Origin of the sequence: Halospina denitrificans (genome assembly GCF_004364635.1) — a bacterium.
Lineage (GTDB): Bacteria > Pseudomonadota > Gammaproteobacteria > Pseudomonadales > Oleiphilaceae > Halospina > Halospina denitrificans.
The window spans coordinates 228,022-250,778 of the sequence record NZ_SOAX01000006.1 but is presented as its reverse complement, the minus strand read 5'-3'; the positions used below and the strand labels follow the sequence as shown (position 1 = coordinate 250,778).

Below are 22,757 nucleotides of genomic sequence, written 5' to 3'. Positions count from 1 at the left end.
CTCAGCCAGCGCCCACACAAATAATCTGACCCAATTGTTAAAGAACCTCAGCCGCGTTAAGCCGCTGATTTAGGACCGCAAATTCTAAAGCAATTCAGCGATCTGTCAATCCCCAAAAGCCACCCGTTTTGCCGTTTCCGGCGGGGCGTTGCCTCAAGAGAATGCGCATTCTACACCCGCCACATTCTGCGTCAACCAGCTTTACGGGGAAACCTGGGAATTTCCTTTTACCCGGCGCCGACATCGCCCTCGTGGACCGCTTTCAGCTCACGATTATAGCGTTCCGCGTTATCCACATAATGCTGCGCTGCATAGGCTAGATACTTCTGCTGATCGTCGCTCAGAGTGCGCTTGATCGTCGCTGGCGAGCCCAGCACGAGGGAGCCATCCGGTATCTCCATACCTTCCGGAACCAGGGCATTGGCTCCGATGAGGCAGTACTTACCGATGTGAGCGCCATTGAGCACAACGGCGTTGATCCCTATCAGACTGTAATCCCCCACATCGCAGCCGTGAAGCATGGCCTGGTGACCGACTGTCACGCCACGCCCCATGGTAAGCGGAATGCCCGGATCGGTATGCAGGACCGCCCCATCCTGTACGTTGCTCTCCGGCCCCACGGTAATCCAGTCATTGTCACCACGGATCACGGCATTGAACCAGACGCTGGCACGGTCATCCAGAACCACGCTACCGATTACGGTGGCGTTGGCGGCAATGAAATGGCCGCTTCCACGTAATTCCGTCTGACGGTCCCCCAGTTGGTAGATCATTTCCAGCATTCCTCTTCATTATTGTCGTTGAGTAAAAGCTCGCCCGCCGCCATTGGTTCATCCGCGTGGCGGACGGGTAATATCAATTCCAGCATCAAAGGCGGCATTCAGGCATTCCACAAGAATAATCGCGGACAGGCCCCAGATGTCATATTCCTGCCACCGGTAACAGGGCACATGCAGGCGCCAGTCATGAAAGCTGATTTCGTCCGTACGGGCCCGGCGGTCCTCAAGGAACCAGCTTACCGGCACCTGGAAGATGCTCTCCACTTCGCCGGGTTCGGGCACATAAGGGAAACGTTCCGGAACCAGTCCGACATAGGGAGTGACCAGGATCCCGTGAAGGGACACGACCTCGCTGAGCCCGCCGATGATCTCAACACCCTCGGAACCGAGCCCCACCTCTTCCCGGGTTTCACGTAATGCCGTCGCCACGAGGTCCGAATCCTCGGGGGAGCGCATCCCCCCGGGGAAGGCAACCTGGCCACTGTGAGGGCCACCCCTGGCGGCACGACGGGTCAGGACAATCTCCGGTTCCCCGCCGCCACACGTTATGGGCACCAGAACGCCCGCCTGCGGATAATCCAGACCAAGCTGTCGGGGCTGGTATCGATGAAAGCGCGCACGAAGGTCATCAAGCACTGGGCATTTCCACTCCGGTTAACAGGAACGCGGGAAGCTGGGCTATTCTGCCCACACAAATCCGCATCATGACCACAACCAGCGGTGGCAGGCAAGCGTATCATGGCGGGAGAGTTATGGCCGTGTCTGCGTTAGACTTGAATGATCGGCCGAACGAGCATAACGAGGACCAGTAATGCATTATTGCAGCAGTTGCGGCTCATCCGTGGAGTTCCGCATCCCCGAGGGCGACGACCGTCAGCGGCACATCTGTTCCAGTTGCGGAACCATCCACTACAGCAATCCGAGAATCGTTGCGGGCACCATCCCGGTGCGGGAGGACCGCGTCCTGCTCTGCAGGCGGGCCATAGAGCCACGTTACGGGTTCTGGACGCTACCGGCGGGGTTCATGGAGAACACGGAAACCACCACCGAAGCCGCTCTGCGCGAAACCCTGGAGGAGGCCTGCGTGCACGTGGAGCTGGAAGGCCTCTATACGGTGCTGAACGTACCGCACATCGACCAGGTCCACATGTACTTCCGGGCCCGAATGATCAACGAGGAATTCGGAGCTGGGGAGGAATCACTGGAAACCGCCCTGTTCCGGGAGAGCGAGATTCCCTGGAAAGAGCTGGCGTTCCCCACCGTTTCCGAAACACTGACGCGGTACTTTCAGGACCGCGCCAACAATCAGCGCTTCGAGGTGACGGTGGACGACATACGCCAGCCGCTGAAACCCGGGGCCAACCGCTAGTAGTCCTCCATCCGATAGACCTCGTAAGCAGGCTCCTCATAGGGGTGCGCCTGCTTCAGGGCCCGGATAACACCATCGATCAACGGATCCTCACAGACCAGCTCAACCCGGTATTCAGGCACCTTCTCAATCTCGCCACGGGTCCCCAGAAAAGGCTGGCTGCCTTCAAGGGGGCGGAACTGCCCTTCCCCCTTCGTCTGCCATGCGCAGCTGTCGTAATCGCCAATGCGGCCGCCGCCGGCACCAAAGATTGCTGACTTGGTCTTTTCCAGATAATCCTCGGGTACAAAGAAACAGATTTTGAACATTTCCTCACCTCCGTCCTGCTCTGGCTTGCCCTTTTTCTCCATAAATCCCGGCATTCACGGCCCTGCAAAAGTTACGCACAGAATCTGTGGATAACTTTGTGAATAGTTTATGGGAAGAAGCCGTGAACCCGCATCAGGACAGGGCCAACCTCAGTTTGATGAGTTTTTCACCGCTTATTTTTTAAACTTTATTTTCAATGAGTTAAAGCTTTGAGCAAAGATTCATCACTTACAGTAAGAAATGGTATCAATCACGCCATTCTTTATAACGGAATGTGAATAACACAAAACTGTCAAGCATTTAATCAAGCCATTTACGGGCATTCTGGAACAATCTGAGCCAGGCTCCGTCTTCTCCCCAACTTTCAGGATGCCAGGAATTCTGAACGCTCCGGAACACCCGTTCGGGGTGTGGCATCATAATGGTGACCCGACCATCGCTGGAGCAGACGCCGGTAACGCCCCCGGCGGACCCGTTGGGATTGAACGGGTAGCGCTCGGTCGGCCTGCCATAATGGTCCACGTAGCGAAGTGCCACCTGCCCCGAATCCATCAGGGCCGCGCCATCCCCTTCATTACGGAATTCCGTCAGCCCCTCGCCGTGGGCAACGGCAATGGGCATCCGCGAACCGGCCATGGATGCGAAGAAAGGAGACTGGGATTCCGGCACGTCCACCATGACCGTGCGTGCCTCGAATTGCTCCGAGCGGTTGCGCACGAAATGGGGCCATTGCTCGGTGCCCGGAATCAGCTGGCGCAGGGTTGATAACATCTGGCAACCGTTGCAGACGCCAAGCGCCAGGGTATCGGGCCGATGGAAGAATGCCTCAAACTGGTCGCGGGCACGCCGGTTAAAGAGGATGGATTTTGCCCAGCCGCCGCCTGCGCCCAGGACATCCCCGAAGGAAAATCCGCCGCAGGCAACCAGCGCCTTATACTCATCCAGGGCGATACGGCCAGACAGGATATCGCTCATGTGCACATCAACGCTCTCAAACCCGGCCCGGTCAAAAGCCGCCGCCATCTCCGTCTGACCATTGACCCCCTGCTCTCGAAGCACCGCAACACTGGGTCTGGCACCGGTGTTGATATAGGGTGCGGCGACATCTTCAACCGGATCAAACGTAAGGCTGGCGTGCAGCCCGGGATCCTGGTCATCAGTCAGCGCCTCGAACTCTTCACTGGCACAGTCCGCGTTGTCCCTGAGCGCCTGCATTCTATAACTGGTTTCACTCCAGAGCTGCTCAAGCTCCGCCCTGCCCCGATCAATCACCACCTCATTGGCATACAGGAACTGAAGGCGTTGATTATCGGCAAGGGTTCCGATCCGGGCGATATTGCCCGCCAGGCCGGCGGATTCCATGACGTCGAGCACCGCCTGCACATTCCCGCTCGCAACCTGGATAACGGCACCGAGTTCTTCGTTGAAGAGCTCCCGAACCAGGTGCGACGAGTCCTCCAGGAGGCTGTCCAGCGTGACTGACAGGCCAGTGCGACCGGCAAAGGCCATTTCGGCCAGAGTCACAAAAAGCCCTCCATCCGAGCGATCATGGTAGGCGAGCAGGAGCCCCTGGCGGTTCAGTGACTGGATGGCATCGAAGAAAGCTTTCAACTGCTCGGGGTTTTCGACGTCCGGAGCAACGGCACCCATCTCACCATAGACCTGCGCCAGCGCGGACCCACCCAGCCGATTGCGACCATCGCCCAGGTCCACCATGATCAACTCGGTATCCCCGCAGTCACTGCGCAGTTCCGGAGTCAGGGTCCGTCTTGCGTCTTCCACCGGCGCAAAACCGCTGATGATCAGCGACAGCGGCGATGTGACGCTGCGGGACTCACCCCGCTCTTCCCAGACTGTTTTCATGGACAGGGAATCCTTGCCCACCGGGATGCTGATTCCGAGTTTCGGACACAGCTCCATGCCGACGGCATGGACGGTCTCGTAGAGATTCTCGTCCTCGCCGGGATGCCCGGCGGCAGCCATCCAGTTGGCGGACAGCCGGATCTGCCCGGTGTCCGCAATGGGCGCGGCCGCCAGATTGGTCACCGCCTCAGCCACCGCCAACCGGCCGGAGGCCCTTGCATTGATGCAGGCAACGGGCGCGCGCTCACCCATCGCCATTGCCTCACCGGCATAGCCCTTGAAGCTTGCTGTGGTCACGGCAACATCGGAAACAGGTACCTGCCAGGGCCCTACCATCTGATCCCGAGCCACCTGACCGGTGATGGAACGGTCACCAATGGTGATCAGAAACTTCTTCGAGGCCACCGAGGGCAGCCGGAGCACGCGTTCGATGGCGTTCTCGGGATCAATGCGGGTACTGTTGAACACAGGCTTGGTAAAGGTTGCGCGCTTGACGTCGCGATGCATTCGCGGTGGCTTACCGAACAGTACCTGCATGGGGAGATCGACAGCCGCATTGTCAAAGTAGGCATCATGCACTGCCAGTCTGGGCTCCTCTTCAGCATCCCCCACCACGGCGTAGGGGCAGCGTTCCCGGCGACAGATGGCGTCGAACCGATCCAGATCCTCCGCACCGACCGCCAGCACGTAACGCTCCTGGGATTCATTGCACCAGATTTCCAGCGGTGACATGCCGGGCTCCGCATTGGGAATATCCCGCAGCTCAAACCGCCCCCCGCAGCCGCCGTCCTTTACCAGTTCCGGCAGTGCATTGGAGAGCCCGCCCGCGCCCACGTCATGGATAAAGGCAATGGGGTTGGCCGTGCCCATCTGCCAGCACCGGTCAATGACTTCCTGGCAGCGACGCTGCATTTCCGGGTTATCACGCTGGACAGAGGCGAAATCAAGATCTTCGGCACTGGCACCGGAATCCATGGAGGATGCCGCGCCACCGCCAAGTCCGATCAGCATTGCCGGTCCACCCAGAACAATCAGTCGGGACCCGGGTGCAATGCCGCCTTTATCCACATGATCCCCGCGAATGTTGCCCATTCCCCCGGCAATCATGATCGGCTTGTGGTACCCCCTGACCTCACTTCCGTTGACCCCGGGCACCTGTTGTTCGAAGGTCCTGAAGTAACCCGCCAGGTTCGGCCGCCCGAACTCATTATTGAAAGCGGCGCCACCAATCGGCGCATCAAGCATGACCTCGAAAGGCGACGCGATGCGGGCTGGCTTCCCGTATTCTTTTTCCCAGGGCTGCTCAAACCCCGGAATACGCAGATTTGAGACACTGAACCCAGTCAACCCCGCCTTGGGCTTGCCGCCAAGGCCTGTCGCCCCCTCATCCCGGATCTCCCCGCCGGAGCCCGTTGCCGCGCCAGCGTGCGGTGAAATGGCGGTTGGGTGGTTATGGGTTTCCACCTTGATAAGCACATGGATGTCCTCATCCTGATAGCGATAGCGCTGAGATGACGGGTTCGGGTAGAAGCGCCCGCCGCGACTTCCCTCGAACACAGCGGCATTATCCCGGTAAGCGGACAGTACGCCCTGACCACCAACGTCGTTGGTGTTGCGGATCATATCGAACAGGGACCGGGACTGTTCCCGGCCATCAATCTCCCAGGAGGCATTGAAGATCTTGTGGCGACAGTGCTCGGAATTGGCCTGCGCGAACATCATCAGTTCAACATCCGTGGGGTCCCGCCCCAAACCGGCAAAAGCATCCGCAAGGTAATCGATTTCATCCGGTGCAAGCGCCAGCCCTAATTCACCGTTTGCCGCCTCCAGGGCGGAACGCCCCTCCTGCTGGACCGGTACGCTCTGCAGTGGCCGCGGTTCCTGCTCGTCGAACAACAGCTCCGCGCCCGCCATTTCATGAAAAACACGCTCTGTCATCCGGTCGTGGAGCAGGGCCGCCAGCGACTCCCTTTCCCTCAGCTCAAGCTTGCGCGTCGAACGCAGGTAATAGGCAATACCACGCTCGATACGACGTACCTGGCCGAGGCCGCAGTTGTGCAGTATATCGGTTGCCTTGCTCGACCAGGGTGAGATGGTTCCCGGCCTGGGCACAACCAGAAACAGGACACCACCCGCCGGCTCAACAGGAACCCGGGGCCCGTAGTTCAGCAGACGATTCAGTACATCGACCGAGGCCTCATCCATCTCAACAGGCACATCGACAAAGTGCATGAACTCAGCATAGAGGGATTCAATACAGGGAAAATCCTGCTGGATGCGCTGGATCAGACGGTCTCTGCGAAAAGCGGATAAAGCGGGTGCGCCGCGAAGTTCCAGCATGAGCGATTCTGCCTCACAGTTTCGGGCCGGGAAGTGGGTCGGGTTGCGGAGCGCGTATCATACTCAAATCCGGACCCGGGATACAGAGGGGCGAAACAGATTCAGGATGTGACTGGCACACCAATCCAGATGCGCTTTTTCGCGTATAATAACGGTGACGGCCAACGCGGTCAGGGAGAGGCTTGAGTCCTCCCCTATTATTGGAGTCGGGAACAGAGTGATTCGCAGTATGCTCCCAAAAAGTGCGCTACCGCTGATGATGATGCTGGTCCTGACCGCCTGTACCCAGCCGGACACGATTGACCGCATTCAACAGGAGAAGGTGCTCCACGTTGTCACCCATCCTGCATCCACGGTCTATTACGAGGAGAACGGCGACGCCGCGGGTTTTGAGTACTCCCTGGCCAAGCGCTTTGCGGACTACCTGGGTGTTGAGCTGCGCGTTGAGGTCGTTGATAACCTCCCCGAACTCTTCCGACGTCTTGACGAGAACCATACCCACTTCGCGGCTGCGGGTCTGGGACTGACCGCGGAACTGAAACGTCAGTATCGCCATGGCCCCGTCTACGCCCGAACCCGGCCCATTATTGTCTACAACGCAGACGCTCCCCGACCGCGGCGCATCGGTGACCTTGTCGGACGCTCCATTCTCGTGCGCAAAGGGGGCCCCAATGAACAGCTGCTTGAAGATATAAAAGCCGAGTTCCCGGAACTCGAGTGGCGAGCGAGGGCCGACACGGAGCCGACTGAACTTCTGAGGCGGGTTAACCAGGGGGAGCTGGACATTGCGATCATCGGAAGTAACGAGCTTTCCATGAACAAAGTCTTTTTCCCCAAAATCCGCGAGGCGTTTGCGCTGGATGCACCGCAGCCCGTGGCCTGGCTGTTTCCGGACTCCGACGACAATTCCCTGATGCGCGAGGCCCGCGATTTCTTCTACCGGATCCGCAATAACGGCGGGCTGGCGCAACTTGAAGAACGCTATTATGGGCACCTTGACCGACTGGATTATGTGGGTGCGCAAACCTTTACCAAGCATCTGGAGAATCGGCTGCCGACCTATCGCGATACCTTCATCGCAGCCGCCAACGCCTACAACACGGACTGGCGACTGCTCGCGGCAATTGGCTACCAGGAATCCCACTGGCGCCCGGGTGCGGTATCACCCACCGGCGTGCGCGGGCTGATGATGCTGACGCGCAACACGGCGGCCTATCTGGGCGTTGAAGACCGCGTGGATCCGAAATCCAGCATCTGGGGCGGTGCCAAGTACATCACCCAGCTTCAGAGGCGCGTCCCCGACTCCATCACCGAGCCGGACCGGAGCTGGTTCGCCCTCGCCTCCTATAACGTGGGTCTGGGTCATGTCCTGGACGCCCGGCGTCTCACCGAAGAGGCGGGCAAGGATCCGGACAAGTGGATGCACGTGAAGGAGTTTCTGCCCCGTCTGGCGCAACGCAAATACTACAAACATACAAGACACGGCTACGCGCGCGGTTACGAGCCTGTCATCTATACCCAGAATATCAGGCGCTATTACGATGTCCTGAAATGGATGTTCCCGAAGCAGCCGCAATCAACCGAAGTAGCCAGCACCCAGGATTCGCCACTGGCCGACGATCTCGAGCCGATCGGAGTGAACGAAGCGGAAACCGCCCAAAGCGAGGCGAAGAGCAGCGAGCCTTCCGGGTTCCACCAAGCCCCGCCCATCCTGTAGGACCCTAGGGTTCACAGCAGTCATCAAAGCTCGCCGCCAGCGCGGCCTCAATCTGACCCCGGCTGAAACCCCTCTGAGCAAGGAATCGACCCTGGCGCCCCATCTCCTTCCACGACAGGGCGCTGGCATCATCCCCGAAGCGGCGAAAGCGCTGCCGTGTCGCAGCCTGCTGCCACTCTTCCTCGGAGACAGAGGACAATGCCTCGGGCACTTCCGTCACGCCCCGCTGCTCAAGCTCCGCGCGTATCCTGACCGGCCCATATCCCGCTTCCCGCCGTTGCCGGGCATACACCTCCGCAAACCGGCCATCATCGAGCCAGCCGGCGGCTTCCAGCTGCTCCAGAACCCGCGCCAACTGGGCGTCATCCTCGGCCCGGCGATACAGCTTATGCCACAGTTCCAGGCGGCTGTGTTCACGTCGTGCCAGAAGACGCAGGGCACGGTTTTCAAGGTCGTTATCGCCAGTATCCATCAGCCTCCGCTCAATCGAGATTACCCCGTGTGCGAGCCCACAGGCTCTATGCTAGTTTAACCACTTCAACGACCAGAGTCAGTTGTACTCCGGGCTCCCCGCGAGCCCGTATTCAGCGCTTCGCAGCGCTGCATCATCCACGGCGCACAGGAATCAGGATAATGGCCGGTTTTCTCAAGGATTTTTTCAAACCCAAACGCCCGTCCACCAGCAACGAGGCCGCCACGCAGGCAGCGGCGAAGGAGCCTCCCAAAGAGCGTGTAGAGCCGGATCCGGACGCCGTCAGAAATGCCACAACCACAGGGGAGCTGGAAGAGCTCGCCATCCACGGTGTTACTGCGGGTCAGCGCCGCGAGGCGATTGATCGGATTGATGACATTGAGAGCCTCGGGCGCATTGCCAGGGCCCTTAAAGGCCGGGACAAGGGCGCCTTCCAGGCAGCGCGCCAGAAGCTTCGGCATTTCCAGGAGACAGAGGAGAAAGCAAGGCAGCGCCAGGCGGAGATCGAGCGGGTCATTGCAGACACCGAGGCGCACTCCCGGACTCAGGATACCAAGCTTTATCAGGCGCGCATGGACGCGCTGGCCAGTCGCTGGGAGGCGGTACGCACCGATGCATCCGAGGACCAGGCAGGCCGCTTTCATGCGGTCATGACGACAAGCCGGCAGCGGGCTGAATCACTGGTACGGGAAGAGGCCGAGGTTACCAGACTGCAGCACCAGCGGGACGAGCAGCAAGCCACGATAGACACCCTGGAAGCCACGCTAACCCAGCTGCGCGCCGGTTACCCGGAAGAAGGTGCCAGCCTTTCCTCCCTGGATGCCATGACCAAAACCCAGATCACGCGCTGGGAACAGGCAACAACGGACCTTGAGCCGGATGAGAAGCTCGCTGCGACTTACCATGAGCGTATCAGCGAGATCCAGCACTACCAGAACGCCCTCGCGGAATGGCAGAAACACGAGGAGGCGTTGAACCTTGCCCTGGCGAACGATGACGAGGCCGCATTACAGGAGCTGGTGACCTGGATCAACTGGCCGACCAACTTCCCTGGCCCACCCCCACTCGTACAGGCCGAACGGCGGGTGGCGACCCCCCGGGCCATGCCGGAAAGCAAAAGTAAACAGACAGACCAGGATGGTGATAACAAGGCGTCCCAGGCCAGGGAAGAAGAACTCAGGACAACCCTGGACCAGCTTGAAGCAACACTTGAGCAGCACCAGCTCAAGCCTTCGCGCCAGCATTTCCGCCATGCCCAGAAGCTCCAGGATCAATTGCCGGGGCGCCAGGCACGTCAGCACCAGGCGCGGATAACGCGACTCGGGCGGCAACTTCAGGAATTGCGTGACTGGCTCGGTTTTGCCGCCAGGCCCAAGCTGGAAACCCTGTGCGAGCAGATGGAATACCTGGCCGACCAGCCCATGGAGCCGGAGACCAAGGCGGAACACATCCGCGAACTCCAGCACAACTGGCACGACCTTGGAGGCACCCCGGACCAGGAGCTCTGGCAACGGTTCAAGGAGGCCACAGACCGAGCCTATGAACCCTGCCATGAGTATTTCGCCGAGAAGAACCGTCTCAAGAGTGCCAACCTGGCCAAGCGCGAACACATCGTGGAACAGCTCCAGGAGTTCGTGGACAACCTGGATTGGTCAAGCTGTGACTACAAGGCGGTAGACCGCATCCAGCGCACGGCGCGGCGTGAATGGAGTGACGCCAAGCCAGTTGACTTCCGTGCCAATCGCCCCCTGCAGAAACAGTTTGACCGCCTGATCAAGACCCTTAACGCAGGACTTGATCAGGAACGGGAACGAAACGAAGCCCTCAAGCAGGATATCGTGGCGCGCGCTGAAGCCTTCATTGACCACGAACCTCTCCGCGAAGCCACGGAGGGCGCGAAGGCGCTGCAGAAGGAATGGGAAGCCATCGGCATCACCCATCACAGCGAAGACCGCAAGCTCTGGAAGGCATTCCGCGCGGCCTGCGACCGGATCTTCGCCCGTCTCAGTGAAGAGCGGGAGGCCGAACAGCAATCCAGGAACGCAGCAGCGGAAGAGGCAGACCGGCTGATCCGGCAACTGGAGGCGCTGTCTCCTGAGAGCGTGGATGACGGGGAAATCCGGGGAATTCAGGAAGCGTTCAGTGCTCTGGAACTCCCCAGGGACCGGGTCAATGCCCTGCGGGACCGTTTCCACAAGGCTCTGGATCATCTTGATTCACGGCGGCAGGAGGTGATTCGCAGCCAGCGCTATGAGCAGTGGCTGGATGCGTTGAATGCGCACGAGAAAGACGAAGCCGTCCCACCCGGGAGTTTCGGGGCGCTGGCCGAGTCCCCGGAGACCATGACCCAGGAAACGGAGGTGGCGGATCAGGGGCGGGCCCTGTGCATCCGTGTTGAGATTGCGACGGGTGCGGCGACGCCGCCGGAGGACCAGGCCCAGCGCATGGCACTGCAGGTTAACCGGCTCAATGAGGGGATCAAGGGGGATCAGAGCGCGGAGTCGCAGTGGGATGAGATTGAGGGGCTTCTGGCGACCTGGTGTGAGCTTGATCCGAATGGCGGAATTGAGGCGCGGCATTATGAGCGGTTGCGTGAGGCGCTGAAGCACTGGTTCTATCAGAGCACCCATTGATGAGCGCATCCGCCAATTGTTTTGGCGGATCACGCCATTACCCCCATTCGGCAGCCTCGCTATGGTGCAATCCGTTGCATCGTGCAAAGTTAAGGGGCGGGACTGCTTTCAGGGAATCGCTGTAAATACGTCCCTGTACGCTGCCCTCCGCCATCCATGGCTCCGGAGCTTCCCTGAAAGCAGTCCCGCCCCTTAACTCCCAAACATTCGGAACCGATCATCCAAAGGCGAGATTCCCGCATGACTGAAGAAGCCTACATCTACGACGCCGTTAGGACGCCCCGAGGGCGGGGTAAGGCCGATGGCGCGCTGCACGAAGTCAAGCCGGTCACCCTGCTTGGCCAGACGCTGACCGCCCTGCAGCAACGCACCAGCCTCGATACCAGCCTGGTTGATGACATTGTCATGGGCTGTGTGACGCCCATTGGCGAACAGGGGGCGGATATTGCCAAGACCGCTGCCCTGGCTGTGGACTGGGATGAGCGTGTGGCGGGTGTCCAGCTTAATCGCTTCTGTGCTTCGGGACTGGAAGCCGTCAATCTGGCCGCCATGAAGGTGCGTTCCGGGTTTGAGGATCTGGTTGTTGCCGGGGGCGTGGAGTCCATGTCCCGCGTTCCGATGGGGTCTGATGGTGGCGCCTGGGCGACGGATCCGGAGACGAACCTGCACACTGGCTTTATGCCCCAGGGCATTGGCGCGGACCTGATTGCGACCATTGAGGGCTTTTCCCGCCATGATGTTGACAGTTTCGCAGCCGAATCCCAGCGAAAGGCCGCCGAGGCCTGGGAGAAGGGATATTTCAGCAAGTCCGTGGTGCCGGTTAAGGACAAGAACGGGCTGGTGATTCTGGACCGGGACCAGCATGTGCGGCCCGGGACCACCGCCGAGGCCCTCGGCCAGCTCAAGCCTTCGTTCCAGCAGATGGGTGAGATGGGCTTTGATGGGGTGGCGCGTGAGCGGTACCACTACGTGGAGAAGATCAACCACGTCCACACGCCGGGCAACTCCTCCGGCATTGTGGACGGCGCCACGGCCATGCTCATCGGTGGTGAGGCCATGGGCAAGAAGCTGGGGCTGAAGCCGCGGGCACGCATCGTGGCCACGGCGGTGACCAGCACCGACCCCACTATCATGCTCACCGGCCCGGCGCCGGCCTCGCGCAAGGCTTTGGACAAGGCCGGAATGACTCCGGATCAGATCGATCTTTTCGAGGTGAACGAGGCCTTCGCGGCCGTGGTCATGCGCTTCCAGCGCGAACTCAACGTCCCGGACGAGAAAGTGAACGTCAACGGCGGCGCTATCGCCATGGGCCATCCGCTGGGCGCCACGGGCTGCATGATCCTGGGCACCCTGCTCGATGAGCTTGAACGCCGGGACCAGCGCTTCGGCCTCGCCACGCTCTGCGTCGGCGGCGGCATGGGCATCGCCACCATTATTGAACGGGTTTGAAGGGCAGGAAGAACACCATGACGGCAATCCAATACGAGATCGACAACGACGGCATCCTGACCCTGACCATCGACATGCCGGGGCAGTCCGCCAACACCATGAACGCGGCCTTCCGCGAGGCGCTCACCGAGACCGTGCAGAAGGTTGAGGGCGACGCGGAGACAATCAGCGGCATCATCATCACCTCCGCCAAGGACACCTTCTTCGCCGGCGGCGACCTGAAGGAACTGGTTAGCGTAACCAACGAGAACGCCGGGGAATTCTTCAACACCATCCTGTCGCTCAAGGGGCAGATGCGGAAGCTGGAGACCCTGGGCAAGCCGGTGGTCGCGGCCATGAACGGCACGGCCCTGGGCGGCGGTTACGAGCTCTGCCTGGCCAGCCACCGGCGGATCGTACTCGATGATGCCAGCATCAAGATCGGCCTGCCGGAAGTCACCCTGGGCCTGCTGCCCGGCGGCGGTGCCTGCGTGCGCCTGCCCCGGCTTCTGGGGCTTGAGAAGGCCTTCCCCTACCTGATGGAAGGCAAGCAGATCGACCCGCAGACCGCCCTGAAGGAAGGCATGGTCGATGAGCTGGCCTCCTCGCAGGAAGAGCTCCTGCAGAAGGCCCGCGAGTGGATCAAGGCCAACCCCGAGAGCAAGCAGCCCTGGGACCAGAAAGGCTTCAAGATCCCCGGAGGTGGCCCCAACCATCCGGCCATGGCCCAACGACTGGCCATTGCCCCGGCCATGCTCAAGGACAAGACCAAGGGCTGCTACCCGGCCCCCGAGCGCATCATGGCCGCGGCCGTGGAAGGCGCCAGTGTGGACGTGGACACCGCAGACCGAATCGAGGCCCGCTACTTCACCGAGATCACCTGCAGCCAGGTGGCCAAGAACATGATCAATACCTTCTGGTTTGGCCTGAACGCCATCAAGGCAGGCGGCAGCCGCCCGGATGCGCCAGAGAAGTCGAAGGTGAAGAAGGTGGGCATCCTTGGCGCCGGCATGATGGGCGCGGGCATCGCCTACGTCAGCGCAAACCGGGGCATCGAGGTGGTGCTGAAGGACGTCTCCAACGAGAATGCCGAAAAGGGCAAGGCCTATTCGGACAAGCTCCTTGCCAAAAAGGTCTCACGGGGCAAGCTGGATGAAGCCGGCAAGCAGAAGGTGCTCGACCGCATCAAGGCCACCGGCAGCGCGGATGACCTGGCCGGCTGCGATCTGATCATCGAGGCGGTTTTCGAGGACAGCGACCTGAAAGCCAAGGTCACCCAGGAAGCGGAGCCGCACCTGGCCGACAATGGCATCTTCGCCTCCAATACCTCGACCATTCCCATCACCCAGCTCGCGAAGGCCTCCGCCAACCCGGAGAAGTTCATCGGCCTGCACTTCTTCTCCCCGGTGGACAAGATGCCGTTGGTGGAGATCATCAAGGGCGAACAGACCGACGACGAGACCCTGGCGAAGGCCTTCGATTACGTCATGCAGATCAGCAAGACGCCGATCGTGGTCAACGACAGCCGTGGTTTCTTTACCTCGCGGGTCTTCGGTACCTTCGTGAACGAAGGCGTGAGCCTGCTTGGCGAGGGTTTCCACCCGGCGTCCATCGAGAATGCCGGGGTGCTGGCAGGCATGCCCGTGGGGCCGCTGGCCATCTGTGATGAGGTGAGCCTCTCACTGATGACCCATATCCGGGACCAGTCGAAGAAGGACACGGAGGCCGCCGGCGGCACCTGGGACCCGCACCCGGCCGAGGCCGTGGTGGATGCCATGGTCAGCAAGCATGAACGCACCGGCAAGGCCGCCGGCGCCGGCTTCTACGAGTATCCCCAGAACGGAAAAAAGTACCTCTGGCCGGAGCTGGAAAACCTGTATGTGGACCAGGACAAGGCCCGCAACGCGGATCTGACCCTGCTCAAGGAGCGGCTGCTGTTCATCCAGGCCATCGAGACCGTGCGCTGCCTGGAGGAGAACGTGCTGATGGAGGTGCGCGATGCCAACATCGGCTCCATCTTCGGCATCGGCTTTGCCGCCTGGAGCGGCGGCGCCCTGCAGTACATCAACCAGTACGGCCTGCAGGCGTTCACCGAGCGCGCGGATGAGCTTGCCGCGTCCTATGGCAGCCGATTCGAGCCTCCGAAGCTGCTGCGTGAAAAAGCCCGGGCCGAGGAAGCGTTCGCCTGATCAATCCGGGATGGACAGGCCCCGACATGCGTCGGGGCCTGTCGATTTGTTCACAATTGTTCGGGGGGCTAGCCCCGGTGACTTCCCTACCCTACAATTCCCAGGAGAGAGACTGTTATCTTGTATCCGATTTCCTGAGTCAGGAGCCTATTCAACCTTGCGTATTCGTCATCTTTTTCCCCATTCCGTCCTTCCGGTACTGCTGGTTGTCATGGCCCTTTCCGCCCAGGCCAGTACTGATACCGAAAGAACCTATGATGCAGTCGAGCCGACGTCCGATCAGTCGCGTGCCAACATCCTGATCGCCCGTCAACTGCAGTTCGGTCATTTCAAAGACCAGGATATCGACGATGAACTGGCTTCCAATACCCTGGACGCCTATCTCGATCAGCTGGACAGCCAGCGCCTGTATTTCACCCGGCAGGATATCGAGGAATTCAACGAGTATCGTGATTCACTGAAACGCTCACTGACATCCGGTCGCCTTGAGCCAGCCTTCAAGATCTATAACCGTTACCAGAAGCGCACCATCGAACGACTCGAGCATGCGCTCTCGCTGATCGAAAACGGCATCGACAAGCTGGATTTCGACGGCGATGACGAGTATCGGATTGACCGCGGTGAAGCCGACTGGGCAAAGGACAAGGCTGCACTCGACCAGATCTGGCGCAACCGTATCCGCAATGCCGTGCTGAGCATGCGCCTCGACGGCCAACCGGACGAAGCCATTAAGGAAACGCTGACACAACGTTATGAGAGCCAGCTGGACAGGACCTACAAGCCACGCAGCGAGGACGCCTTCCAGTACTGGATGAATGCGTTCACCAGCCTCTGGGACCCGCACACCCAGTATCTGTCTCCGCGCAACTCCGAGAATTTCGATATCAACATGAGCCTGTCCCTGGAAGGCATTGGTGCCGTGCTGCAGTCTGAGGACGGCTACACCAAGGTGTCGCGCATTGTTCCTGGCGGTCCCGCGTCCGATGAGGGAAGTCTTGGCGCGGCGGACCGCATTGTTGGGGTCGGCCAGGAGGATGAACGCATCACCAACGTCATCGGCTGGCGTCTTGATGAAGTTGTGGACCTGATACGCGGGCCCAAGGGTTCTACCGTGCGCCTGGAAATCATCCCGGCAGGCACCGCCAACGACATGAACACCGATACCATCAGCATCGTGCGCGATGAGGTCAAGCTGGAGGAACAGTCGGCCCAGAGCGACATGCTGGAGATGAAGCGTGACGAACAACCCTGGGATGTCGGGGTCATCGATATCCCCACCTTCTACGCCGATCTCAAGGCGGCACGCGAAGGCAAGAAAAACTACAAGAGCACCACCCGCGATGTCCGGGAGCTGATTGAAGGGCTCAAGAAGGACGGCATGGATGGTCTGGTCATCGACCTCAGGGACAATGGCGGCGGCGCACTCACCGAAGCCAACCAGCTTGTCGGACTCTTTGTTGAAAGCGGACCGACAGTCCAGGTGCGGGGGCCCGACGGCTCCGTGCAGGTCTTTGAGGACGAGGAGAACGGCGTCGCCTGGGACGGCCCCATCATCGTGCTGGTGAACAACCTGAGTGCCTCTGCTTCAGAAATATTTGCCGGGGCCATGCAGGACTACGACCGCGCCCTGATCATGGGGTCACAGACCTTCGGCAAGGGCACCGTCCAGGCAGTTCGGCCGCTGAACCACGGCCATCTCAAGATCACCCAGTCCAAGTTCTATCGCATATCCGGAGCAAGCACCCAGAACCGGGGCGTGGTCCCCGACCTTGAAATCGCGGACCGGATCCATCGGGACCGTGTCGCCGAAAGCGCACTGGACGGCGCCCTGGAGTGGGACGAGATCGATCCGGTTGATCATATGACCTACTTCAATTTTGACAGCGTCCTGCAGAAGCTGAGCGACACGCATACAGAGCGGTTCAATGCCGTCAAGGAGTACCAGCTCCAGAAGAAGGAGATGGCCCTGCTGGAAGAGCGCCGGGACAGAACCCACGTCAGCCTCAATGCCGATAAACGCCAGAAAAACCTTGAGCAGTTCAGGAACAAGCAGCTGGCCCTCGTTAACGAGCGCCGTGAACTCCAGGATAAGGAGACCTTCGACTCCTGGCAGGCCTACCAGAAAGATGCGGAGTCCCGTGCAGCCAAGGGGCGGCGTAGCGACCTGGCCGAAGATGGCCCTGATTTTGTTGTACGGGAAAGCGGCCAGGTCCTGGCCGACCTGCTGAATCTGAACGCCGCCTTTGCGTCCATCTACCATGATGGGGCGGAAAGCGAAACGGTTGCAGGCGAATGGGATAAATGACAGGGAGCCACCCCGGTTATGGCAACTGATGACGAGAAGTCTGAAGCGCTGGAAACACTGCTGAAGGATTCCCTGCATACGCTGGAATCCCTGGAGAAATTCCAGCAGATCGAAGACGAGGAGCAGGAAGGACTCGAGGACGACGACTCCGAGCCCTCTTCAGAGGAGCACAGCAGCCACCAGCGCCATAAATCTTCCCGTGACGCGGATGATGCGGATGATGAGGACGAGCCCTCCCTGCTTGATCGTCTCGCGGGCTACACCGGTTCCGCCTACAAACTGGCACGGCGCACCACGGGTACGTCCCTGAAGGTCGGCAAGAAGATCATGGGCAGCCAGGACCAGTTGCGGATGATGCTGGCGGCCGGCGAATCCCTGCGGGACCTGCGCGAGGTGGCGGGGCTCACGGTCAATGATCTTGCCGAAGCCCTGAATATTCGGGACAAGAAACTGATCGAAGCCGTCGAGGACGGCACCGCCACCCTCTCCTTTGAGCTTATCCTCCGTCTCGCAGCGGTCCTGGCGCGCAATGATCCGGTTCCATTCATCCTCAAGTACACCCGAACCTACAGCCCCGAAACCTGGCGGGTACTTAATGACTGGGGCGTTGGCCGGCTGCCGCTGCACTTTGAGCGCGAACGCCAGTTCATCAACATCTATCGCGGACACGACGAAGCCAGGGACCTGTCGGATGAAGGATTCCAGCGCGTACTGGAGTTCACACGCAAGTCATTTGAAATGTCCCTGCACTTCGTCGCCGAGCAGGAAGGCTACCTCAACCAGGCGCTGGATGAACTGGAAGCTGAACAGGATGCCGCCATCCGCGAGGGGCGCCAACCAGTAACCCCCAAGCGCGAACGCCGCCACAAGAACCAGAATAAGGATCAGGACGCGGACCAGAACAACCGGGCGAGCCGGAACAGTAAGCCCAAGCGCAAATCCAGTTCCAGCAAGGGCGGCTCGAGCAAGAACAGCTCGAACAAAGGCACTTCAGACAGAGAGAGCGGCTCAGACCAGTGACGCCAGTGGATTCGTATGCCGCGCGGGGTTACGGACAACGCCCTGCTCCGTAACAATCACGTCAATCAGTGCCGCCGGCGTCACATCGAAGACCGGATTGAACGCCGCCACTCCAGCTGGAGCAATATCCCGCTCCCCAACGCGGCGTAACTCATTCCCGTCACGCTGCTCAATCACGATGCCACTGCCGTCAGGCGTCTCTCGATCCAGGGTGGAAGCAGGCGCAACAACCATCACCCCGGCCCCAAAGTGCCGAGCCAGAATCGCCAGGTTCAGCGTCCCGATCTTGTTGGCCACGTCCCCGTTCGCCACAATCCGATCAGCCCCAACGATCACCCAACGCACACGCCCACTGGCCAACAAAGTTGCCGCAGCACTGTCCACATTCAGGGAACAGCGAATCCCCTCCCGCATACACTCCCAGGCCGTCAGTCGACTCCCCTGCAACCAGGGCCGCGTCTCGTCCATATGCACCATGGACAACGCACCCCGCTCATGGAGCGTACGCACCACCCCCAGGGCCGTCCCGTGCCCCCCAGTGGCCAGCGCCCCCGTATTACAGTGAGTCAGAACCTCAACAGGCCCGTCACTCCCCTCCTGAATCACATCCGCGCCCAACTCCCCCATCCGCCGATTCGCCGCCGCGTCTTCTTCATGGATCCGAATCGCTTCCCTTTCCAACACCGCGCAGGCCTCGGAACCGGACCCAATACCCTCCAGACACCCCTGCATCCGCCTCAACGCCCAGAACAGATTCACCGCCGTCGGCCGCGACTCGGCAAGTTCATCAATGGCCCGTTCAATCGCAATCCGCCAGTCAACCTCATCCCGCGCTGCAAAAGCGGCGAGCACCACACCATAAGCCGCCGAAATCCCAATAGCCGGTGCCCCCCGAACCTGCATGGAAGCAATCGCCTCGAATACACCCACTGAATCCCGATACGAATGCCAAACCTCCTCCCCCGGCAAACGCCGCTGATCCAGAACCTCAAGACAATCCCCCCGCCATATAACGGGAACCACCTGCTCCGACATACAAACTTCCTCTAACCTTAAGCGACATCGCAATGTTGAATGAGCCCTTGGAGGAGCACTTCCCGGGAAGCTCCGGAGCCATGGATGGCGGAGGGCAGCCTACAGGGACGTACTTGTGGCGATTCCCGGGAAGTGCTCCTCCAAGGGCTCAAGCTCGTAAAAATTACCCATAGAGAAGTCGCCGCCGTGCGCTAACCCCAAGGCTTCCGTTATAATGCGCCAACCACAAACCAGAGCACCAGGAAACCACCAGCATGAGCGAAACAGCCGCCGTCGACAAACTGATTTCCGCCCGCTGGGTCCTCCCCATGACCAACGATGGCACGGTACTCGACAACCACAGCATCGCCATCACCAGCAACCGGATCACCGACATCTGCCCAACAGAAACCGCCAGGCAGAAATACCAGGCCCAGGAAACCCTGGACCTCGGCAACCAGCTCCTGATGCCCGGACTCATCAACGCCCATGGCCACGCCGCCATGACACTGCTGCGCGGCCTGGGCAACGACCTGCCCCTGATGGAATGGCTCGAGGACCACATCTGGCCCGCCGAAGGGCGCTTCGTGGACGAGGAATTCGTAAGCGACGGCACCCAGCTCGCCATCGCCGAAATGCTTCGCACCGGCACCACCTGCTTCAGCGACATGTACTTCTTCCCGGAGACCGTGGCCGAAACCGCCCAGAACCATGGTATCCGGGTCCAGGCCTGTTTTCCCGTACTGGATTTTCCCACCAACTGGGGCAGCGGCCCGGAAGACTACTTCCAGAAGGGGCTTGCCCTGCACGACCGGGTTCGCAACAGCAACCTGGTAACCATTGCCTTCGGTCCCCACGCGCCCTACACGAACTCCGACGAACCCTTGAAGCGGACCGCCACCCTGGCCGAGCAGGTCGACCTGCCCATCCAGATCCACCTTCACGAAACCGCCGGCGAGGTGCAGGACAGCATCCAGAACCATGGCCTGCGTCCGACCCGCCGGCTTGCAGAGCTGGGACTGATGTCGCCACGGACCCAGTGCGTGCACATGACCCAGGTGGACGAGCACGACCTGAACCTGCTGAAGGAAACCGGCGCCCACGTCCTGCACTGCCCGGAGGCCAACATGAAACTGGCCAGCGGTGCCTGCCCCATCCAGATGCTCATGGATGCAGGCGTCAACGTCGCCCTTGGAACCGACGGTGCCGCCAGCAATAATAACCTGGATATGTTCGGGGAGATGCAGAGCGCCGCCCTCCTCGGCAAGCTCTCCAGCATGGACGCCGGCGCGGCGAAAGCCATTGATATCCTGCGTATGGCGACCATCAACGGTGCATGCGCCATGGGTATCGACGACCGTGTCGGCAGCCTGGAACCCGGCAAGCAGGCGGACATCATTGCCGTGGACCTGGGCGATATCCTGGCGCAGCCGGTCTACGACCCGGTCCCACACCTGGTCTACAACACCAACGGGCGCCAGGTGACCCACAGCTGGGTTGCCGGCGAACCACGGCTGATCCAGGGCGAACTCCAGCGCATGGACCTGCACGGGCTGCGCGAACGCGTTCAACGATGGCAGATCGCCATCAACGAAGCCGACCAACACTGAACGGGAAGCAACCATGACCGACACCACCAGCACGCGTGGCAATGTGGATTCCAGCGAGATCGCCAAGTTCGATGCCATGGCGAGCCGCTGGTGGGATCCGGAAGGCGAATGCAAGCCCCTGCATGAGATCAACCCGCTGCGCCTGGGCTACATCGAGGAACGCACCGGCTCGCTTCAGGATCAGAAGGTGCTGGATGTGGGCTGCGGCGGCGGCATCCTGAGTGAGGCAATGGCACGCCGGGGCGCGCACGTGACGGGCATTGACCTCAGCGCCGAGGCCATCGAGGTTGCCAAGCTCCATGCGCTCGAGTCGGGGGTCGAGGTGGACTACCGGCAACAGTCCGTGGAGGAACTGGCCACGGAGCAGCCGGGCAGCTTTGACCGGATCACCTGCCTGGAAATGCTCGAACACGTCCCGGAGCCCGGCGCCACTGTTGCCGCCTGTGCTCGCCTGCTGCGTCCCGGTGGACACCTGGTGGTCTCCACCATCAACCGCAATGCCAAGTCCTGGCTCTTCGCCATCATGGGCGCGGAATACGTGCTGCAGCTCCTGCCCAAGGGCACCCATGAGTGGAAGCGCTTTATCCGCCCCTCGGAGATGGACCGCTTCTTCAGGGCCGCAGACCTGGAAACCCGGGACACCACAGGCATGACCTACAATCCCGTCACGGGCACCTACAAGCTGGGCCGGGATATTGACGTAAACTACCTGATGCACGCCGAGAAACCCGAGGAGTCTGCATCCTGATGCCCCAGGAAGCTGTTTTTTTCGATCTGGACGGAACCCTCCTGGATACGGCGCCGGACTTTATCTGGTGCCTGAACCAGCAGCGGGCGCAGTATGACCTGTCACCACTGCCGGAACCGGTTATCCGGTCGGTGGTGTCTGACGGCGCACGTGGGCTGGTGAAGCTGGGGTTTGACCTGACCCCGGAGGACGAGGATTACGGGGCGCGGCGGGGTGGGTTGCTGGATCTTTATGAGACCCACATTGCCGTTCGGACCGAGCTTTTCCCGGGGATGGAGGAGACGCTGGCGTGGCTTGAGGCCAATGGCCTGCCCTGGGGGATTGTGACCAATAAGCCGCGGTTCTATACCACCCTGCTGCTTGAGGCGCTGGGGCTGGATAAGCGCTGTGGGGTGGTGGTGTGTCCGGATGATGTATCGCGGACGAAGCCGGATCCGGAGTGCCTGTTCCTCGCGGCTGAGGCTGTGGGTGCTGAGCCGGGGCGCTGTCTTTATGCGGGGGATCATCGGCGGGATATTGAGGCCGGGTTGGCGGCTGGGATGACGACCGTTGCGGTTCGGTATGGGTATGTTGGGGAGCATGATCCGATTGAGGATTGGGGGGCGCATCACCTGATTGATCATGGGTCTGAGTTTTTGCCTCTTCTTCGGGGGTAGATGATTGCTGTTGGCATTGGGGGTGGAGGGGAGTGGGGACTGCTTTCCGGGAACCGCCAACAAATACGTCCCTGTAGGCTGCCCTCCGCCCGTCACGCTGCGCAGTCCTGCTCCGCGTGCCGGTCCTGGGTTGCCATCCGTGGCAACCCGTCAGGCCTGTCGGCCTGACCCATGGCTCCGGAGCTTCCCGGAAAGCAGCCCCCACTCCCCTCTTCAGACCTTTGAGTATGCGGTCCGCAAAGAAATTCCAGTCCATTCGTAAATAACATTTGAGAGTTAACGGAGCTTTGATGAGCGCTAGAACG

16 protein-coding genes are annotated in these 22,757 nt (G+C 60.6%); 10 read left to right on the top strand and 6 right to left on the bottom strand.

Annotated elements, in window-relative coordinates; all coding sequences use genetic code 11:
• Nucleotides 1-227 precede the first annotated feature (227 nt).
• Both DES49_RS13050 and DES49_RS13045 read right to left on the bottom strand, forming a co-directional pair.
• The gene (locus tag DES49_RS13050; RefSeq protein WP_133736860.1) at nucleotides 228-773 is read right to left on the bottom strand and encodes a gamma carbonic anhydrase family protein; all 546 of its coding nucleotides are present in this window, start codon (nucleotides 771-773) and stop codon (nucleotides 228-230) included.
• A 57-nt stretch (nucleotides 774-830) separates the two neighbouring features.
• Nucleotides 831-1,415 (bottom strand): NUDIX hydrolase, encoded by a 585-nt coding sequence (locus DES49_RS13045; protein WP_133736859.1) that lies wholly within the window; start codon nucleotides 1,413-1,415, stop codon nucleotides 831-833.
• A 175-nt stretch (nucleotides 1,416-1,590) separates the two neighbouring features.
• Between DES49_RS13045 and DES49_RS13040 the strand changes: the two genes are divergently transcribed.
• Entirely contained in the window at nucleotides 1,591-2,148 is a 558-nt protein-coding gene (locus tag DES49_RS13040; protein ID WP_133736858.1) for an NUDIX hydrolase, read from the top strand.
• Here DES49_RS13040 and DES49_RS13035 read toward each other — a convergent pair.
• Entirely contained in the window at nucleotides 2,145-2,456 is a 312-nt protein-coding gene (locus DES49_RS13035) for a YqfO family protein (protein WP_133736857.1), read from the bottom strand. The two genes, DES49_RS13040 and DES49_RS13035, sit on opposite strands and share 4 nt — an antisense overlap.
• A 301-nt stretch (nucleotides 2,457-2,757) precedes the next feature.
• Entirely contained in the window at nucleotides 2,758-6,660 is a 3,903-nt protein-coding gene (gene purL / locus DES49_RS13030) for a phosphoribosylformylglycinamidine synthase (RefSeq protein ID WP_133736856.1), read from the bottom strand.
• Nucleotides 6,661-6,889: 229 nt separating this feature from the next.
• Between purL and mltF the strand changes: the two genes are divergently transcribed.
• Nucleotides 6,890-8,377, top strand: coding sequence for a membrane-bound lytic murein transglycosylase MltF (mltF, locus tag DES49_RS13025; RefSeq protein WP_133736855.1), 1,488 nt, complete (start codon nucleotides 6,890-6,892; stop codon nucleotides 8,375-8,377).
• 4 nt (nucleotides 8,378-8,381) lie between these two features.
• Here mltF and DES49_RS13020 read toward each other — a convergent pair whose 3' ends face one another.
• Nucleotides 8,382-8,849, bottom strand: a complete 468-nt coding sequence (locus tag DES49_RS13020; RefSeq protein ID WP_133736854.1) for a regulatory protein RecX — start codon at nucleotides 8,847-8,849, stop codon at nucleotides 8,382-8,384.
• A 161-nt stretch (nucleotides 8,850-9,010) separates the two neighbouring features.
• Here DES49_RS13020 and DES49_RS13015 point away from each other — a divergent pair, with 161 nt between their 5' ends.
• The 5 genes from DES49_RS13015 (at nucleotide 9,011) to DES49_RS12995 (ending at nucleotide 18,424) form a co-directional block, all read left to right on the top strand.
• Nucleotides 9,011-11,482: a DUF349 domain-containing protein gene (locus DES49_RS13015; RefSeq protein WP_133736853.1), complete on the top strand. Its 2,472-nt coding sequence runs from the start codon at nucleotides 9,011-9,013 to the stop codon at nucleotides 11,480-11,482.
• 240 nt (nucleotides 11,483-11,722) lie between these two features.
• Nucleotides 11,723-12,931 carry an acetyl-CoA C-acetyltransferase gene (locus DES49_RS13010; protein WP_133736852.1) on the top strand — a complete coding sequence of 403 codons (1,209 nt, stop codon included), beginning with the start codon at nucleotides 11,723-11,725 and terminating at the stop codon, nucleotides 12,929-12,931.
• 17 nt (nucleotides 12,932-12,948) lie between these two features.
• Complete coding sequence (locus DES49_RS13005; protein ID WP_133736851.1) at nucleotides 12,949-15,099, top strand: 3-hydroxyacyl-CoA dehydrogenase NAD-binding domain-containing protein; 2,151 nt, start codon at nucleotides 12,949-12,951, stop codon at nucleotides 15,097-15,099.
• A 157-nt stretch (nucleotides 15,100-15,256) separates the two neighbouring features.
• Nucleotides 15,257-17,404 (top strand): carboxy terminal-processing peptidase, encoded by a 2,148-nt coding sequence (locus DES49_RS13000; protein ID WP_243865045.1) that lies wholly within the window; start codon nucleotides 15,257-15,259, stop codon nucleotides 17,402-17,404.
• Nucleotides 17,405-17,422: 18 nt separating this feature from the next.
• Nucleotides 17,423-18,424 (top strand): helix-turn-helix transcriptional regulator, encoded by a 1,002-nt coding sequence (locus DES49_RS12995; protein WP_208297043.1) that lies wholly within the window; start codon nucleotides 17,423-17,425, stop codon nucleotides 18,422-18,424.
• Here DES49_RS12995 and mtnA read toward each other — a convergent pair.
• Nucleotides 18,413-19,459, bottom strand: coding sequence for an S-methyl-5-thioribose-1-phosphate isomerase (gene mtnA, locus DES49_RS12990; protein WP_133736850.1), 1,047 nt, complete (start codon nucleotides 19,457-19,459; stop codon nucleotides 18,413-18,415). The genes DES49_RS12995 and mtnA overlap by 12 nt on opposite strands.
• Nucleotides 19,460-19,713: 254 nt before the next feature.
• Between mtnA and DES49_RS12985 the strand changes: the two genes are divergently transcribed.
• From DES49_RS12985 to DES49_RS12975, 3 genes are read left to right on the top strand one after another with little or no spacing between them, the layout of a single operon-like run.
• Nucleotides 19,714-21,048, top strand: coding sequence for a TRZ/ATZ family hydrolase (locus tag DES49_RS12985; RefSeq protein ID WP_133736849.1), 1,335 nt, complete (start codon nucleotides 19,714-19,716; stop codon nucleotides 21,046-21,048).
• Between the two features lie 13 nt (nucleotides 21,049-21,061).
• A complete protein-coding gene (gene ubiG / locus DES49_RS12980; protein WP_133736848.1) occupies nucleotides 21,062-21,796 on the top strand; it encodes a bifunctional 2-polyprenyl-6-hydroxyphenol methylase/3-demethylubiquinol 3-O-methyltransferase UbiG in 735 nt (244 codons plus the stop codon).
• Complete coding sequence (locus tag DES49_RS12975) at nucleotides 21,796-22,452, top strand: HAD-IA family hydrolase (protein WP_133736847.1); 657 nt, start codon at nucleotides 21,796-21,798, stop codon at nucleotides 22,450-22,452. Before ubiG ends, DES49_RS12975 begins: the two co-directional genes overlap by 1 nt.
• The last annotated feature ends 305 nt before the right edge of the window (nucleotides 22,453-22,757 follow it).